This window comes from Enterococcus sp. LJL51 (genome assembly GCF_049894025.1).
In the GTDB taxonomy this organism is placed as follows: Bacteria; Bacillota; Bacilli; order Lactobacillales; family Enterococcaceae; genus Enterococcus_L.
Genome location: NZ_JBNEQE010000016.1, coordinates 1 through 16,235 on the forward strand (window position 1 = coordinate 1; position 16,235 = coordinate 16,235).

At 37.9% G+C, this 16,235-nt stretch carries 18 protein-coding genes; 4 read left to right on the plus strand and 14 right to left on the minus strand.

Annotated elements, in window-relative coordinates:
• Positions 1–203 precede the first annotated feature (203 nt).
• From ACPWSO_RS13640 to ACPWSO_RS13650, 3 genes are all read right to left on the minus strand, one after another.
• Positions 204–986, minus strand: coding sequence for a DUF4097 family beta strand repeat-containing protein (locus ACPWSO_RS13640; RefSeq protein WP_426084129.1), 783 nt, complete (start codon positions 984–986; stop codon positions 204–206).
• 89 nt (positions 987–1,075) lie between these two features.
• On the minus strand, positions 1,076–1,807 hold the full coding sequence (locus tag ACPWSO_RS13645) for an aminoglycoside phosphotransferase family protein (RefSeq protein WP_426084130.1): 732 nt from the start codon (positions 1,805–1,807) through the stop codon (positions 1,076–1,078).
• 12 nt (positions 1,808–1,819) lie between these two features.
• Complete coding sequence (locus ACPWSO_RS13650) at positions 1,820–1,954, minus strand: hypothetical protein (protein WP_426084131.1); 135 nt, start codon at positions 1,952–1,954, stop codon at positions 1,820–1,822.
• A gap of 510 nt (positions 1,955–2,464) precedes the next feature.
• On the opposite strand from ACPWSO_RS13650, the gene ACPWSO_RS13655 reads away from it, so the two are divergent.
• Positions 2,465–3,793, plus strand: coding sequence for an MFS transporter (locus ACPWSO_RS13655; RefSeq protein WP_426084132.1), 1,329 nt, complete (start codon positions 2,465–2,467; stop codon positions 3,791–3,793).
• A gap of 90 nt (positions 3,794–3,883) precedes the next feature.
• Here ACPWSO_RS13655 and ACPWSO_RS13660 read toward each other — a convergent pair whose 3' ends face one another.
• Complete coding sequence (locus ACPWSO_RS13660) at positions 3,884–4,519, minus strand: HD domain-containing protein (RefSeq protein ID WP_426084226.1); 636 nt, start codon at positions 4,517–4,519, stop codon at positions 3,884–3,886.
• A gap of 215 nt (positions 4,520–4,734) precedes the next feature.
• Here ACPWSO_RS13660 and ACPWSO_RS13665 point away from each other — a divergent pair, with 215 nt between their 5' ends.
• On the plus strand, positions 4,735–5,283 hold the full coding sequence (locus tag ACPWSO_RS13665) for a LysM peptidoglycan-binding domain-containing protein (protein WP_426084133.1): 549 nt from the start codon (positions 4,735–4,737) through the stop codon (positions 5,281–5,283).
• 74 nt (positions 5,284–5,357) lie between these two features.
• Entirely contained in the window at positions 5,358–5,549 is a 192-nt protein-coding gene (locus ACPWSO_RS13670) for a DUF5713 family protein (RefSeq protein ID WP_426084134.1), read from the plus strand.
• A 99-nt stretch (positions 5,550–5,648) separates the two neighbouring features.
• Here the strand turns inward: ACPWSO_RS13670 and ACPWSO_RS13675 are convergent, their stop codons facing one another.
• The 10 genes from ACPWSO_RS13675 to cysK all read right to left on the minus strand — a co-directional run bounded on the left by ACPWSO_RS13675 (position 5,649) and on the right by cysK (position 15,054).
• Complete coding sequence (locus ACPWSO_RS13675; RefSeq protein ID WP_426084135.1) at positions 5,649–6,149, minus strand: GNAT family N-acetyltransferase; 501 nt, start codon at positions 6,147–6,149, stop codon at positions 5,649–5,651.
• A gap of 43 nt (positions 6,150–6,192) precedes the next feature.
• Entirely contained in the window at positions 6,193–7,080 is an 888-nt protein-coding gene (locus ACPWSO_RS13680; RefSeq protein WP_426084136.1) for an SPL family radical SAM protein, read from the minus strand.
• Positions 7,081–7,146: 66 nt separating this feature from the next.
• Positions 7,147–7,644 carry a cysteine hydrolase family protein gene (locus tag ACPWSO_RS13685; RefSeq protein ID WP_426084137.1) on the minus strand — a complete coding sequence of 166 codons (498 nt, stop codon included), beginning with the start codon at positions 7,642–7,644 and terminating at the stop codon, positions 7,147–7,149.
• A gap of 283 nt (positions 7,645–7,927) precedes the next feature.
• Positions 7,928–8,794: a YitT family protein gene (locus tag ACPWSO_RS13690; RefSeq protein WP_426084138.1), complete on the minus strand. Its 867-nt coding sequence runs from the start codon at positions 8,792–8,794 to the stop codon at positions 7,928–7,930.
• Between the two features lie 202 nt (positions 8,795–8,996).
• Positions 8,997–10,061 (minus strand): helix-turn-helix domain-containing protein, encoded by a 1,065-nt coding sequence (locus ACPWSO_RS13695; RefSeq protein ID WP_426084139.1) that lies wholly within the window; start codon positions 10,059–10,061, stop codon positions 8,997–8,999.
• A 230-nt stretch (positions 10,062–10,291) separates the two neighbouring features.
• Entirely contained in the window at positions 10,292–10,927 is a 636-nt protein-coding gene (locus tag ACPWSO_RS13700) for a YczE/YyaS/YitT family protein (protein ID WP_426084227.1), read from the minus strand.
• 443 nt (positions 10,928–11,370) lie between these two features.
• Positions 11,371–12,720: an NADH oxidase gene (locus ACPWSO_RS13705; protein WP_426084140.1), complete on the minus strand. Its 1,350-nt coding sequence runs from the start codon at positions 12,718–12,720 to the stop codon at positions 11,371–11,373.
• Positions 12,721–12,964: 244 nt separating this feature from the next.
• The gene (locus ACPWSO_RS13710) at positions 12,965–13,348 is read right to left on the minus strand and encodes a RidA family protein (RefSeq protein ID WP_426084141.1); all 384 of its coding nucleotides are present in this window, start codon (positions 13,346–13,348) and stop codon (positions 12,965–12,967) included.
• 10 nt (positions 13,349–13,358) lie between these two features.
• Positions 13,359–13,799, minus strand: a complete 441-nt coding sequence (gene perR, locus ACPWSO_RS13715) for a peroxide-responsive transcriptional repressor PerR (RefSeq protein ID WP_426084142.1) — start codon at positions 13,797–13,799, stop codon at positions 13,359–13,361.
• A gap of 325 nt (positions 13,800–14,124) precedes the next feature.
• Positions 14,125–15,054, minus strand: coding sequence for a cysteine synthase A (cysK, locus tag ACPWSO_RS13720; protein WP_426084143.1), 930 nt, complete (start codon positions 15,052–15,054; stop codon positions 14,125–14,127).
• Between the two features lie 170 nt (positions 15,055–15,224).
• Here cysK and ACPWSO_RS13725 point away from each other — a divergent pair, with 170 nt between their 5' ends.
• Positions 15,225–16,223: a 4-hydroxy-3-methylbut-2-enyl diphosphate reductase gene (locus ACPWSO_RS13725; protein ID WP_426084144.1), complete on the plus strand. Its 999-nt coding sequence runs from the start codon at positions 15,225–15,227 to the stop codon at positions 16,221–16,223.
• Positions 16,224–16,235 lie beyond the last annotated feature (12 nt).

A 16,235-nucleotide genomic window follows, 5' to 3' on the forward strand; every position in this document is an offset into this window, starting at 1 on the left:
ACTGCGAATTATGATTCGCCACGGCAACGCTTTAATTGTAAACTAAAAAAGACCAAGAGAAATGTTTCCTCTTGATCTTCAAAAATTCTAAGATTTCTCTTCACCAACATTAGTTGACAAAGAGCCGAAATAACTGCTTTTTGTTCCAAGCGTCAAGATTTTTTTCAGTTTTATTCTGCCAGTTCAAACTGACATGAAATCCTTTAATCATTTCCAGTAAAATCAACAGCTATTTTTCCATTCGTTGTTTTTACTGCTAATTCTTTTTCACCAGAATTTCGATTGTTTAGGCTATTTTTTCCATTTGTAGTGCTTGAAGTAATCTTAAAGTCAGCTTCATTTCCGATGATCGAGCCCTTCACTGCTCCATTCGTTGTTCCCAGCTCCAACTTTCTAGAAACAGAAAAATCATCAAAATTAATCTTTCCATTGGTAGTGGTAAAAACTGCTTCTTTTCCTGTTAAATCATTTAAGTCAATTTTCCCATTTGTTGTCTGTCCATGAATTTTTCCTGACACAGCAATACTATCCAACTCAATTTTTCCGTTTGTTGTTTCAAAATCAGCACTCTTAAGATTTAAATCTTCCGCATCTATTTTGGCATTGGTTGTTTTGACTTTTACTTGATCAATTTGGTCTTTCGGAACCTCGACAACAACGTCCAGCTTATGAAAATTAAAATTAATGTAGGAGAATAAATTAAGTCCTCTTGATTTTTCTTTTTTCTCCATCACTAATTTGTTGCCTTTTTGCTCAATATCGTAAGTAGAATAATTGTTTTCATAGTAATTGATGGTTAAAGGTTGATTTTCTTCAACACCGACAACACTTACTGTCATGTTTTTATCAGTCAACTCGATTGTTCGAATTGAATCATCCCCTGTGTACTCTTTTTCATGGTAAGAGGTTTGGCCCCCTAATGCTTGACATCCGCTTAATAAAAAGCAGCTCGAAATCCCCAAAATCGTTAAACTTAACTTTTTCATATGATTGCTCTCCTTCGTGTACTCTTTTTCATAAGTTTATTATAACGAACTAACGAAGAGAATTCATAAGTCCAGCGATGTATCTTTCGTCATACAAATGACTGATATTCTGTCATTATTTCCGAAATTGTGTGTACAGCCTGTTGATGAAGCAGCAGCTGCTGATCGTGATAGGTGATGATAGCTTTCCACAAGGCCCAGCCCATCGCGCGTAAGCGAGTCCCCTCATCACAGGGCAATGTTTTCAGGAAAAGTTCTCTTGAAGGCTGGTCAAAGAAGCTCCAAGACATTGCATAGTCACAGGCAGGATCTCCTGTACCCAGAATACCAAAATCAATAACAGCCGTTAAATGTCCGGTATTCACAAGTAAATTTCCTGGGGCAATGTCTCCATGGACCCACACCGGCGAATGCTGCCATTGTGTACGTAATGCTGCTTCCCATAAAGCTGTCAGCTTATCTGGATCATACACCTCAGATAAGTACTGAATCCCTTCTATTACTTCGTTGTTGTAAATCTGCAATTCTCCTCCCCGGTAAAAATTATGCTGGCCCGCTGCTGGTCCAGAAGAAGCGTCAATTTCTTTCAGTTCATTTAAAAAGTTCCCCAGCTCCAGTGCTAAAACCTCTGAATCTACGTTTTCTTTAGTCAATATATCGCCTTCCAACCATTGATTCACTGACCAAGGATAGGGAAAGAGTGAATCCCGCTGACCCAAAGCTACTTGAGAGGTAATTGATAAAGACAATTCTTTGCCTAGATACGGCAGCCAAGCTGCTTCTTTCTCTATTTGTGGTGCGTAGGCCTCTCCACTGGGCAAGCGAACCGTTAACTAATCGCCTAAGTGAAAGGTTCGATTATCGTGGCCGCTAAAACGGACAGGTTTGACTGCAAGATTTTTCCACTTGGGAAATTGTTTTTCAATAAGTTTTTTTACTAAAGAAACATCTATATTTAATTGTTCCATGTTATCCTCCATCTAACTAGTACCAAGTATAGACAGTGTAACATATCTAGATTAGTCAATACCAAATCATAAAATCAGTACCTGTACTTCATTATTTTAACTCCCAAAAATCGCATCACTATTCGCCAGCTTTTTTTATTAAAAAGGAATTCCAGCAGCAAGCTGCAAGTCCTTTCCTGCTTAAATCCAACGGTCGTTTTTATTTTGCTGAGCAGATGATGTTATTTCACTTTATTTTAGATATAATAAAAGAAATCATCTCAATAGGAGGAAATCGATATGGTAATCTGTATTGCGAAGCTCCATGCAAAGTCTTTGGAACACACTGCATGGAGTAAATAAAATCTGTATAAATCTTGTAGAAGATTCTATATTCGGGAGACAGTCCTATCCTGTAGGATAGACAGAAAAAGTTGAAAGACTGTCGCTTCATTCTTTTACAAAATTTATCTAGTTGTTCCAACTGACTTTGCATTCCTTTGAAAATTACAATTATTAAGGAGCAAAGTCATGTTAAATCAACAAGTACAAGAATTAAAACAACTAAAAGCTTTTATCATTTTATGGGTCACACAAGCGTTATCTTCTTTAGGGAGTTCAATGACAAGCTTTGCATTGATTATATGGATTTATCAGCAGCAAGGTTCCGCATTGACAATGGGACTGCTCACGGTTTGTTCTTATGCGCCCTATGTTCTATTAAGCATGTTTGCTGGTGCGTTAAGCGATAAATGGGATAAAAAAAAGACTATCCTGTTTTGTGATAGTATAGCCGTTGTTGGGACGCTGACTGCTTCCTGGCTGCTAAAAACAAATCAGCTGGAAATCTGGCATCTGTATTTGATCAATATTATTAATGGTCTGATGGGTGCCTTTCAGTCACCGGCTTCAGATGTGGCGATTACATTGCTAACACCCCAAAAGTATTATCAGAAAACCAGCGGTCTGCGATCATTTTCCAACTCTTTAGTCACTATTCTGACTCCGGTTTTTGCTACAATGCTGCTTTCATTTTTTAACATTGAATTTGTTCTGATTTTCGATGGAATAACCTTTTCGGCAGCGTTTATCAGCTTATTATTTTTTATCCATTTACCTCTTCTAGATGCACTCAAAAAAGATGAAGAACAGACCTCTGTTTTCCAACTGCTTAAAGAAGGTATTTCCTTTTTAAAAGAGCATTTAGGAATTCTCCAGCTAATCTTATTCTTATCTGGAATCAACCTGATTGCTTCGATGTCGGACACAGCTCTGCCTGCATTAGTTCTAACCAAATACAAGGAGCAGGAAACGGTTCTAGGCATGTTTAATGCTTTTACAGGCATTGCAAGTCTTCTTGGCAGTATTATTGTGTCTTTTCAGCCTGCCCCGAAAAAGAGAATTCGAATAATCTGCATCGCTCTTTTTATTTCGATGAGTACAGAAAATTTTATTCTTGCTTTGACTGAATCAATTCCCTTCTGGTACGTAGGAGCTGTACTCGGTTGGCTTCCAATCCCTTTTATGAGCGCCAATATGGACGTGCTGCTGAGGGAAAGAATCCCTATTGAAATGCAGGGACGTGTTTTTTCTGTCCGCAACTCACTACAGTTTTTTACTATTCCTTTAGGCCACTTGCTGGCTGGAATACTAATTGATGATGTATTTGAACCGCTCATGCGCACCAATTCGCAGCGCTTTCCAATCTTTGGAACAGGTGCCGGAGCAGGCTCAGCCTTTTTGTTATTTTTGCTAGGAATTGCCGGAATGTTGATTTGTTTTTATTTTAGTTCATTGAAGTCTATGAGAGCGCTGGATCAGCCCCTGCTTTCAGAAACCTCTTTGGCTGATCCTTCATAAATAGTTACTAGATAGGACTGGGCATGCGTCAAGCTGACGATGCTCCAGTCCATTTTACCAGTCCATTTTAAAAGTACGTATCTTTCTTTTTTACACCCATTCATCATAAAATTCCTCTAAAAAAGACAGTAGAAAATCATGGCGTTTTTGTCCAAGCTTCTTACCATGAGCCGTATGCAGCCCTTCATTTATTTTCAATAATTTTTCGTAAAAATGGTTAATGACTGTACTTCCTTTGCGGTATTCTTCTTTAGAAATGAAAGACTGAACTGGAAGTTCAGGATCATGTATCTTGTGTCCTACTGTAGCACCATAGTAGGCCGTTCGCAAAATACCTATAGCTCCTAAGGCATCCAGTCGGTCGGCATCCTGAACAATCTTCGCCTCTAAGGATAGATTCGGATTCTTTCCGTTCAATTTTTCTTTGCTGTAAGATACATTTGCGAGTACATGGAAAATGTGTTGACGTTCTTCTTCAGAAACACAGATATCTTTAAGAAAAAAAGCCAGCTTCTCGTAGGCTTCTTGCTCATCATGAACCAGCTTGTCATCAACTACATCATGAAGATAGGCTCCTGCAATAACAATAAAATCGTTACAGTCTTCCCTCTCTGCAATTTGACCTGCAAGATGTACCACTCGTTGGATATGATCCATTCCATGCCCTGTTTGATCCTCAGCCAAAACGGCAGCTGTATACCTTTCGATTCTCTGGAGCTGTTCTATTTGTCTAGTGAGCAGCATTCCTTTTCCTCCTCGTCTTTTGTTATTTATAAGTAAGCAAAAGAATTTTATCACTTGATTCATTATGATAACATACTAATCTATTTATCTCCTCTGCTTTCATTGAAGTCACATTTTTTTCTAAAAAAACGCAAGTTATTTTTTTGTGAATGTGCTATACTATTTAGAAGAATCATTTGGAAAAAGGGGAGTTATTTATGGAAGAAAATCATACAAGCAGATCATCAAGAAGGAACAGCGAATCACCTGTGCTGCTTATCTTCTTGCTTATTTTAGTATTTATTAATTCTTTAGGACTTGGTTATCTTGTTTACCGCACGTATCAATCCGATACAGGTACATCAAACGTAGGAGAGAAAATTACGAAGCTTGAAGACCAGGTAAATAAGCTTAACTCCAGTTTATCTACCGGCTCAATTAAAACAGCTTCTGGAACTGAAACAACTACCAGCACTCCGCCGGCTGCCTCCGAAGCGCTGCCGCAAACAGGTGGAGCTACAACTGAATCCTCTGTTGCTGCCCCTGAACCAACAGAGGCACCTGCAGTTGAACCAGCAGCCGAACAGCCGGCAGCAGAGCCAGCTGTGGAAGAGGTTCAGCCTCAGCCAACAACTTATGTCGTTCAGGCTGGTGACGCTCTTTCATTGATTGCTGAGCAGCATGGTCTATCACTGGAAGAACTTATGATAAAGAATAATCTTTCAGATACAAATGTCCTTATTGGAACGGAATTACTTGTACGATGAGAATGTTAAAGCATCAAGTATCACTTTTTTTAATAAATATCCTATTTTCGGATTATGTATAGAAGAGTGATTAAATGAGCAATTATGACTATTTTACAGATATGTATCAAGATAGCTACTTTCCTGATTTTCTAGTTGATAAGATTAAAGAAATTTTAAAAGGCGTAGTGGCTAGTTTAGAAAACGGCGAAACGGATATTACTGCTATCCAAGCTTCTCTTTATTCTGTTAAGCATTCGTTCCTACTCTATAATTTATCTCAGTAACAAGAAGGAATATCTTAAAATGACAGAAAACACGAATCAGCGATTAGCGAAAGAAACGCTTGGGCCATTAGCTATGACTCAAACGCTATCGCTTCTAATTCAATCAAAGATTTTAGACATATAATATTCATCTAAGAAGCGGCCATCTTGATAGATGGCTTTTCTTTTTGTGCCTTCAATTTCAAACCCGCTTTTTTTATATAAAGCCACCGCTCCTTCATTCACTGTTACTACTGTTAATTCCAAACGAGTAACCCCCATTTTTTCGGCCCAGCGGTCTAATTCCTCAAACAGCATAGTACCAAGACCTTTCCCTTGAATCGAAGGTAGTAAACCGATAACAATATAAGCCGAATGCTGAATTTTATTAAAAGCAGCTCTTTCTGCTTGAAGATATCCACCAATAGCCCCTGTGTCATCTATTGCAACAAAAAGAAAATCCTTAGCTGTTAATATCTGATCGATTCTTCTGACAGTATCTTCAACCGTTGCTATTCTTTCACCTGGCTCAAGCAGCATATATGAACTGCTCTTATCCAGCCCATGCTGCATATTTAAGAACTCCAAGGCATCATTTTGAGTAATTGGTCTAATATTCATATGTTCCTCCTTTTTACCGCAGAAAAACCAACTGATGTTTTAACTAAAATAAACGTTCTTGTTCTATCTGATATGGTTTTTGGTAATTCGTGATAATCTCGCTCATTTCATAGACTATGCCCAATTTAGTACACAAATTTTTAAAATTGTAGCTTAACTGCTCATAGTTTTCAGCAGGAAAAAAATAAGTATTTTTATAGTTCTTTTCGTATTGATCGGCAATCGGTTTTGATATTTTTTGCAGGGCATTAAAGTAATGCTCCTTTTGCCGATCTCTTAAGGTCATGCCGAACATGGGATAAATATAGTCAGCCTGTACTTCGTGTGCTTTCATAATTAAATCAGCCATCAGCTTCCAGCTGTCAGTTATATATGGAAGTACCGGCATCAAAAGAATACCGCAGTACAGTCCGTTGTCTTTACATGCTTCGATTGCTTGGAAGCGTTCGCTTGGCAAGGAAACATGTCGTTCAATTTTAGCTGCTACACGATCAATAGAAGTACTAAAGGAAAAGCCAAGATTTACTGGAGAATGTACTTGTATTTGTTTGTACTCTGCAATATCCCGTGTGAGTATCGCACTTTTCGTTGCCAGAGATATACCGAAGCCATGCTGATCAAGAAGAGTTAGAACTTTCTTGGTCAAGCCTATTTTTTTATCTAAATGATTATAGGCATCAGATGCTGCACCGAATCCGACGATTCCTTTTTTACGCTTGGACTGAAGCTCTTGATTTAAAAGAACCAATCCGTTTTCCTTATAAACCACACTATCAAAATTTTCGATTTGATAGCATTCACTTCGTGAATCACAATAAATACAGCCATGATCACAGCCACGGTACATGTTCATTGTATATTCTGTACCAAACCAGTCTGTTGTTTTTGTTTTAATCAGCATTTGCCGAGCTTCAACTGTTTTTGAGTTCATCTCTTTCTCCTCTCCCACCTATATTATCTCTATTATACAGTCTGACCTAAGGAGAGAGTCCAGCTGCTAGTCAAAAAATAGTAGAAAACGCTGATTCCAGATAGTTTCATGATACTGAATAATCTCTTCTGCAGTCCAGTTATCATTATCAAGAGTCGTAGCTGTTCCTTTCTGCATAAAAATTTTATAGCCTAATCCGTGTGCAAAGCGAATCGTTGTATCTACACAAAACTCTGTCTGAGCACCACAGATTTCCAGTGTATCAACGGATAAACCCTCTAAAAGTTTAGACAACTCTGTGTGAAAAAAAGAATTAGCATGTTTTTTTGAGACATAATAGTCTTCTTTTTTTGCCTCAAGCTCTGGGAAAAGCTGCCAGCTGTCCGTACCATAAAGCAGCTCTTCATCCTCATGTTGGATAAAAATGATTGGCATATCCCTCTCTCTGTAGCTCTTTATCCGCAGATTCACTTTTTTAAGAACCTGCTGCAGCTGAAAAAGTTTTTTAGTTTTTGTTTCTAGGCCAACCTGCAAATCAATAATAACTAGTGCTTTTTCTGTCATAAAACAACCTGCTTTCTATTCTAAACATGATTTCAACTAAAGATTCCCTTGCCATTCGATTCCCTGTGTTGTGTAGCAAGCACACCTCTATCACAAACATTCAACTAGTTATAAGGAAAGAAATATTTCATAATACCCTTTTAGTTTACATAATATAATTATCGTTAATTAAATGCTCCATATTATTTTTTATCAATTATACACATAAATCTTTTGCTACACACTAAAAAAAGTGCGGGATTTTCTTCATCCACGCACTTATGCTTTTTAACTAAGTTCCCTTTTACTCCATATATTCCAGTATTCGCTGCAGACTGAAACCTCTCCCAAACACTTCGCTGGCATTCATGGAAATAATAAAGGCATTTTCGTCAATCTGCAAGAGAGATTCTTTCAGTTTAGGGAAATCTTTTTCTTTTATTACCGTCATTAAAAGCATTCCCTGTTTCTCATGATACCCGCCTTCAATCGGAATCATCGTTACACCCTTATCTAAAATCTTTAAGAGCTCTTGCTTCATTTCTGCATATTTTGGTGAAACAACAAAAACATTCTTTGATCGAACCACACCAACCTGAATAATATCAATGACTCGTCCAATTAAAAATAAACTCATTAATGAGTATAGAATTCGATCCACATCAAAAGCCAACAATCCTGAAAAAATAATAAAACCGTCGACAATCGAAACTGAAAGTCCTAAAGGTACTTTAAAATATTTATGAATAATTTGAGCTGGAATAGCCGTTCCACCTGTAGAAGCATTCCCTCTAAAAACTAATCCCAGGCCAATTCCTGTTGCAATACCGCCATAGACAGCAGCAAGTAGTAAATTGTCAGTTAGAGTAGGTATATTAGAAGTAATCGCCACAAAAAATGGAAAAATCAGGCTGCCGTATATTGTTTTTAAACCATTTTCTTTTCCTAAAAAAATAAAGCATAAAATTAATAAAGGAATATTGATTGCATATAAAACCAGTGCAGGGTCTAAGTTGAATAAATGATTCAGCACAATACTCAGACCAGTTACACCGCCGGAGACAATCGACATCGGCAGCATAATGCTATTAATCGCTGCAGCCAATAAAAAAGACCCCACGGTCACATATAACGTATCCTTAATTGAATTTTTTAAAATAATACTTTTCATCTATAAACCCCTTTCTGAAATGTCCTTCGCTATACTACCATGTATTTAACATTTTTGTGCTGAAAATGAGAAAATTTTTAATCAAAATTATGGCTTTTTCAAAGGGACAGAACAAAAAAACATCAAATGATAATGGAAAAAGCTATAGTCAGCTTTATTCCAGTCATTCGATGTTTTTTTAGAATGAAAATTCACATTCATTTTATTCTTGATTTACGTACTCATTTACCAGCTTTTCAGCAGCTTTATAATTTGGATCCTCAGAAAGCTTTGAAAAAGTATTCAGTTGTTCCTGCAAAAAGAGCTTTCTACTCTGCTGCACTTCGTGAATATTTGCTGAAAGCTCAATTTCTGAAAAGAGATAATGATTATGCCAGTCGGTCGGCTGCAGGATAGTTGCCTGAACAGCTTGGAGCAGCAACTTTCCTGCTTCTGCGCTGTTTCCCTTATCTACCTGTTCTTGAACACTTCTATACTTGGCTAAAGATGGTGCGATCGGCTGAAAAAGCTGCTCCAGCTGCCTGGACAAATCAAGATAGGTTTTGGCTAATTTTTCGTTGCCTAACCGTTCGTTCAGCCTAATTAGGATAGCTGCTAAAGAAATCACTTCATTTACTCGTTCAAATAATCTTCGAACCGTCAATGCTTCAGCTTGTGGATACTTTTTCTTATGCTCTAAAACGCGAAGTTTCATATAGAAAGTGTCATAAGACATTTGAGGAATTTCTTGAAGTTTTTCTTCCAGCTCATCATAGCGATCCAAGGCCATAAGGATAGTTGCTCCAACATAAAGCGCACTTAAGCGTAGCTGTTCATTTTCAGAAGTGAATAGTGGACGAAAGCGTTCATATGCTTGCTGTAGACGTTTGTCAACCTCTTCTTCACTTTCAAAGGGCGTTAAAAAGCTGTATGTCCAGATTAGTTTTGCTAATTGAAAGTTTAGAGCTTCTGAGTGTGGAAACTCACGACAATAATACTGAATTCGTTCAAGTCCGGCTTGAAATGTCTGTTTTTGAAAGAGTAATGCAACTTCGTCTATGATTTTTTTGATTTCAGCTTCTGACAAGCTTAACTGATAGTCAAATAACTCATCCAGACTAACATGAAGTTGTCTGGCAAGCGGTACTAACAATTCAGTATCTGGAAGACTGCTGTTCGTTTCCCATTTACTTACAGCTCCTGCGGAAACACCCAACGCTGCGGCCAGCTTCTCTTGTGTTAGCTCCTGTTTTCTCCTATATTTACGAATCATTTCACCTAGGTTCATCATAATCCCTCCTTCATCTAAACCTTATCATAGGATTATTTTTGAAACAATGGAGAGTAAAGACAAACACCGGAGAAAAACTTAACTGTCAGTTAAGTTTTTCTCCGGCTTCCGTCGTTTATTCCATTGATGAATCTATTATGAAAAATAATCATTCTGACATTAGTTTGGACTGTAGAGAAACACATGAGTATTCCATTATTTTTTAGAAGCTATCGATTAAGCTGCCCTTAGTTTGTTTGTTTTTTCACCTGAGCTTCAATGAGGGGTTCACTTACCTTTTTATTCCAGAATTCAATCAAAGGACCAGTAAAAAATGCATTGATGACTGTTCCTACACCAACGGGTCCCCCAAAAATAAACGCAAGAATCACAAAGAAAACATCCTGGCTCACCCGAATCAGTCGATAGCTTAGATTAGTCCTGTCAACAATAATCGGAGCGATTGCATCATAAGGAGCATTTCCCAGCTTTGCAGACATGTAGAAAGATGCGCCAAATGTAAAAATGACCACACCAATTATTAAAAGGGCTGCCTGAGTAATCAAATTTAGCTCAATCGAAAATAGATTTGTATACATCCATGTAAAGAAATCAATAAAAAAACCTGTTAATACCATATTAATCACTGTACCAATACCAATGTACTTTCTGCCGAAAATAAAGACTAAAATTAGTATAACTATATTAATGATTAACTGATAAACACCTAACGAAAGACCTAATGTCTCGCCAATCCCTATATTGGCAGCTGTGTAAGGGTCTAAACCTACTTGTCCTATTCTCAGTGTTGCAGCACCAAAAGCAAGTATAGCTACGCCCAACAGAGCAAATAGTGAACGGATAATTGTTTCCTTTATATTCATTTTCATCTTTTCACCTCAAATTTTCTATACTAAGCATCTCAAAATTTTCTGCAAAAGGCAAAACATATACCCTAAATAAAAACAAATACGGGACTTAAAAAAACAGTTCCATACCTGTTTTCTTATTATTAAAATGATATTTTTTTGTTGGCAGAATTACATTAAGAAAAATCTGCCAACACTTTTTAAGTACTCAAACACAACAAGGTAATAGCTGAGGGACAAACCGCTTTGAAGTGATTTAGAAGGTATATGATTTAAACTGCATTGCATCGAGTAATCGAATTGGCGGTTTTTACCAAATCGTTTCCGCTAGGCTGTTCAGGTCGTTACGTCAAGTTCTCTGATCCATATAAAAGGACTTGAAACAAACCAGAAATTTTCTGGTTGATATTCCAAGTCCACAATTTTATTCAGTTTCCGGCATTTAATTCAAAAAATGTTTACTTCCCATTGATATCTGCCAAGGCAGCTTGAGCCAGCAGATTCAGGTAGTTCCAAGGTCTATCAAAATGAGGCTGGAAGAAGAAATCTGAAAGAGCCAAGTCTTCAACAGTCATTTTATTTTGAACAGCTAGAGATAAGGTGTTTGCAGACTGTGTAATGTCATATTTAGACATTAATTGTCCTCCGACGATCCGGTTTGTATCCTTCTCATAGACCAGTTCCATCATAACATTTTCTGTGGTCGGCATGAATTCAGGACGATAATTATCCTCCATATAAGTTGCTTCAACTTCCAGTCCGTTCAATGCAGCACTTTCCATTGTTACACCTGTTGAACCAATTTTCCAGCCGAACAAATACAAACCAGAAGTACCTTGGGTTCCACGATAAGCTAGTCTGTTTTCAGTCAAATTATAGCCAACCAGCATCCCTTGGCGAACAGCATTCGTCGCTAAAGGAATGTAGTTTTTTGTATCACTAGGATTATAGTGTACTACTGCACTATCTCCTGCGGCAAAAATATCAGGATTGCTTGTGTGCATATATTCATCAACAACTAGTGCACCGTTTGGCAGCATCTCTACTTTACCATCTAGTAAAGAGGTATTAGGTTTGAAACCAACACACATAATCACCATATCCGCATCAAATTCTTGACTTGGTGTGATGACTTTTTCTACTTTACCATCAGCACCTGTTTTAAATTCCTGAACATTTTCTCCTAAAGCCAACTGAACACCACGGTCAACTAACTCTTGCTCTAAAACATCGGTAAAACGCTTGTCCAAGTATTTATTCAAAATACGGTCTAAACCATCAATCAATGTTACCTGCTTGCCGGACTCGACAAAGGCTTCTACCAATTCGATTCCGATATAACCGCCGCCGACAACTACGACTTTCTGCGCATCTTTTGCTTTCTCTATAATCACATTTGCCTGATTATAGTTTTTACATAATAGAATATTCTCAGAGTCAATTCCTGGAATTGGCGGTATAATCGGCCAAGAACCTGTTGTCATAACTAATTTATCATAAGAAATTGTTTCCACGCTGCCAGTTTTCAAATCCTTAGCAACGACTTCTTTTTTATCAACATCAATTGATTCCACTTCATGCTCCATGTTCACTTTAGCACCAAGTGAAGCCAGCTCCTCTGGATTGGAATAAAATAGTCCTGAAGCATCCTTCACAACGCCTCCAACATACAAAGCAATCCCGCATGATAAAAACGATACATTATCATTGCGTTCATAAACAGTTACTTCAGCCTCCGGATGATTTGCCAGAATGTTTTTTACTGCTGCGGTACCTGCGTGAGTACAGCCGACAACTACAACTTTCATTAAAAATTCCCCTTCTCTCAACAGTTTAGTTTTCTTGCAACCTATTAAAGGTTTACATTAAAACTATAGCAAACTGATAATTATTATTCGATATATGTGCTTGTGAATTCAAAATTATTTTTTCACAAACTAACAAAAAATTGTTCCTATTTTCATGTGATAAAGATTCACGATTTTTATAATAATGATTAAATCAACAAAAAAAGCTTAGAGAATCATTTCTCTAAGCTTGTGAAAGTCACGCCTAATCAGCAACTGCAGCGATAACTTCAATCTCAATTAGCACATCTTTTGGCAATCTAGCTACTTCAACAGCTGAACGTGCAGGTAATTTCGTTGAGAATGCCGCCGCATACACTTCATTAAATGCAGCAAAGTCATTCATATCTTTTAGAAAACAAGTCGTTTTCACGACCTGGTCAAAAGAACTGCCTGCTTCATCAAGAATTGCCTGAATATTTTTTATTACCTGTTTTGTCTGCGCTTCAATCGTTTCCCCTACGATTTCCCCTGTTGCAGGATCCAGCGGTACTTGACCGGAAGCAAACAACAAGCCGTTAACAATATTTCCCTGAACATAGGGTCCAATAGCTTTCGGAGCATTTTCGGTATGTATTTTTATAATCATCGCTTCTTTCTTACTCCTCTTCCTTTAGTTTTTGACAGTCTGGGCAGAGCCCATAGAGCTCTAAGCGGTGCTCGTTGATCTCAAAACCTGTTAAACGGCTTGCAGCCATCTCAACATCTTCTAGTCCGGGATAATGAAAATCTACGATTTTACCACAGTTTTGACAGATTGCATGATAATGTTTTTTTGAACCAAAGTCAAAACGGCTGGAAGCATCTCCATAGCTCATCTCCTGTACAAAACCAATTTCTGTAAAGAGTCTCAAATTATTATATACAGTAGCAACACTCATGTTGGGAAAACGACTTTCTAATGATCGGTAGATTTCGTCAGCAGTTGGATGCGTGTGATTTTCAATAAGATATTCCAAAATAGCATAGCGCTGTGGAGTGATACGAATATTGGCTTCTTTGAGTTCAGCCATTGCATTTTTAACTAAAATATTATCCATTGATAAACCCCTCCTTTTATTAAATAATACTATTTATAATCTAGCTTGACAAGAAATTATGCCGAAAATAGCGGAAAACCGCTAATAATTCATCGATTTCTTAGTAATCAAAAAATATATGTAATAAATAAAATACTAAATAGATAAAAAAACAAAGGTTAACCTTTTAATTTAGAAAGCGATATCAGTAATTTAGAAAAACTTTCTTTTCATCTCACTTCTTTTTACGTAATAACATAGGAATCAGGAAAAACTAAAATAAGCCGACAACGAAATAGCTGTCGGCCATATATTGTTTGTAAATCATTTAAAATAGTTTTTGCTGTTAATTATCTTTAGTATATAAAGCAGTTGAAAGATAGCGCTCGCCGTTATCTGGAATAACTGTCAACACTTTCTTGCCTTTTCCTAGTTTTTTAGCCGTTTCAATTGCTGCTTTAATGGCTGCTCCAGCTGAAATCCCTACAAGCAGCCCTTCTTTTTCAGCTGCTTGTCTAGCAGTTTCCATTGCATCATCACTGCTGATTGCCAAGATATCATCATAAACAGCTACATCAAGAACTTCAGGAATAAAGCCAGCGCCAATCCCTTGAATTTTGTGAGGTCCAGGAGCTCCCCCTTCTAAAACGGGTGATTCTGTTGGCTCAACAGCAATCACTTTAATATCTGAATAAATCTGTTTCAGTTCATGACCAACACCAGTAATCGTACCGCCTGTGCCAATTCCTGCCACAAAAGCATCCAGACCAATATCTGCGAAAGCATCACTTATTTCTTTACCAGTCGTTTTCTCATGAATTGCTGGATTGGCCGGATTCTCAAACTGCAAAGGCATAAAGTAGCCATTTTGTTCAGCAAGCTCTGTTGCTTTTGCAATAGCACCCTTCATCCCTTCTGCTCCAGGTGTTAGAATCAGTTCAGCACCATATGCCTGAATCAGCTGACGGCGTTCCACACTCATTGTATCTGGCATAACAATGATTACCTTATAACCTTTAGCAGCACCAACCATTGCTAATCCAACGCCGGTATTTCCACTTGTAGGCTCAACGATTGTTCCGCCTTCTGATAGCTTCCCATCTTTTTCGGCTTGTTCAATCATGCTCAAAGCAATCCGGTCTTTTACACTGCCGCCGGGATTAAAGAATTCCAGCTTTACATAAACCTCAGCAGCCTCTTCAGGTACAATTCTTTGAAGCTGAACAATTGGTGTTTTACCTATCAATTCAGTAACAGATTTAGCAATTTTTGTCATACGTACTTCCCCCATCTAAAATAGTAGCTTTAATCAATAATAGCCCATTTTTTGAAATCACGCCATTAGTTTGCTATAGTTAAGCAGATATACTTGAACTTTATTTATTTTTAATAATTATAGTGTATAGTTGAAAAAACAGCTGAAAAAAATGAACAAGGAGTAAATCTATGGAGATTGTAAATATTAGTCCCCGCGGCTACTGTTATGGTGTTGTGGATGCAATGGTAATTGCCAGAAACGTTTCATTAGATGAAACACTGCCACGCCCCATCTATATATTAGGAATGATTGTCCACAACCAGCATGTTACTGAGGCCTTTGAAAGCGTCGGCATTCAGACCTTGGACGGGCAAAACCGGGAAGAAATATTAGCTCAGGTTGACTCAGGCACGATTATTTTAACTGCACATGGTGTCTCACCAAAGATTAAGGAACTTGCTCAGGCAAAAGGACTTACCGTCATTGATGCGACTTGTCCGGATGTAACCATCACCCATGAACTGATTGAACAAAAAACTTCAGCAGGCTATGATGTGCTCTATATAGGGAAAAAAAATCATCCTGAGCCAGAAGGCGCGGTTGGTGTTGCTCCTGATCAGGTACATCTGATTGCAGCTGCGGAAGACATTACTGCATTAGACTTTCCTAAAGATAAAAAACTATTTTTGACGAATCAGACTACTATGAGTCAATGGGATGTATTGGATTTAATCGAGCTGGTTAAAGAAAAGTTTCCTTGGATAGAAATCCATCAGGATATCTGTAAAGCTACTCAAGTACGCCAAGAAGCTGTTGTTGAACAAGCACAAGGTTGTGATTTAACGATTGTTGTTGGAGACCCCAAAAGCAACAATAGCAACCGGCTAGCTCAAGTTTCTGAACAACAGGCGAATGTCAAAGCATACAGAGTATCTGATGTTACAGAGATTCAGCCTGAATGGCTTAAAAAGGTCAATAAGGTGGCTGTGACAGCTGGCGCTTCTACACCCACACCGATTGTTCGTGAAGTTCTTGATTACCTAACCCATTTTGATTTTGACGACGTTACTACTCATCGAAGAGAGAGTACAGTGACCGAAGCCGCCATCCTCCCTCGTCCGCGAAGGAAAGATATTACTAAAAACAGAGAGCGGCGCTTAGAAGAATTACGAAGCGGCAGCCGCTAAGCAAAAAGACAG

Bases quoted from the DNA above. Each gene is read 5' to 3' on its own strand.
- ACPWSO_RS13655 (WP_426084132.1), top strand. From the start codon at position 2,465: ATGTTAAATCAACAAGTACAAGAATTAAAACAACTAAAAGCTTTTATC.
- cysK (WP_426084143.1), bottom strand. From the start codon at position 15,054: ATGACAAAAATTGCTAAATCTGTTACTGAATTGATAGGTAAAACACCA.
- ACPWSO_RS13690 (WP_426084138.1), bottom strand. From the start codon at position 8,794: ATGAAAAGTATTATTTTAAAAAATTCAATTAAGGATACGTTATATGTG.
- ACPWSO_RS13680 (WP_426084136.1), bottom strand. From the start codon at position 7,080: ATGAACTCAAAAACAGTTGAAGCTCGGCAAATGCTGATTAAAACAAAA.
- ACPWSO_RS13705 (WP_426084140.1), bottom strand. From the start codon at position 12,720: ATGAAAGTTGTAGTTGTCGGCTGTACTCACGCAGGTACCGCAGCAGTA.
- perR (WP_426084142.1), bottom strand. From the start codon at position 13,799: ATGGATAATATTTTAGTTAAAAATGCAATGGCTGAACTCAAAGAAGCC.
- ACPWSO_RS13650 (WP_426084131.1), bottom strand. From the start codon at position 1,954: ATGGAACAATTAAATATAGATGTTTCTTTAGTAAAAAAACTTATTGAA.
- ACPWSO_RS13725 (WP_426084144.1), top strand. From the start codon at position 15,225: ATGGAGATTGTAAATATTAGTCCCCGCGGCTACTGTTATGGTGTTGTG.
- ACPWSO_RS13670 (WP_426084134.1), top strand. From the start codon at position 5,358: ATGAGCAATTATGACTATTTTACAGATATGTATCAAGATAGCTACTTT.
- ACPWSO_RS13685 (WP_426084137.1), bottom strand. From the start codon at position 7,644: ATGACAGAAAAAGCACTAGTTATTATTGATTTGCAGGTTGGCCTAGAA.
- ACPWSO_RS13675 (WP_426084135.1), bottom strand. From the start codon at position 6,149: ATGAATATTAGACCAATTACTCAAAATGATGCCTTGGAGTTCTTAAAT.
- ACPWSO_RS13640 (WP_426084129.1), bottom strand. From the start codon at position 986: ATGAAAAAGTTAAGTTTAACGATTTTGGGGATTTCGAGCTGCTTTTTA.
- ACPWSO_RS13695 (WP_426084139.1), bottom strand. From the start codon at position 10,061: ATGAACCTAGGTGAAATGATTCGTAAATATAGGAGAAAACAGGAGCTA.
- ACPWSO_RS13710 (WP_426084141.1), bottom strand. From the start codon at position 13,348: ATGATTATAAAAATACATACCGAAAATGCTCCGAAAGCTATTGGACCC.
- ACPWSO_RS13700 (WP_426084227.1), bottom strand. From the start codon at position 10,927: ATGAATATAAAGGAAACAATTATCCGTTCACTATTTGCTCTGTTGGGC.
- ACPWSO_RS13665 (WP_426084133.1), top strand. From the start codon at position 4,735: ATGGAAGAAAATCATACAAGCAGATCATCAAGAAGGAACAGCGAATCA.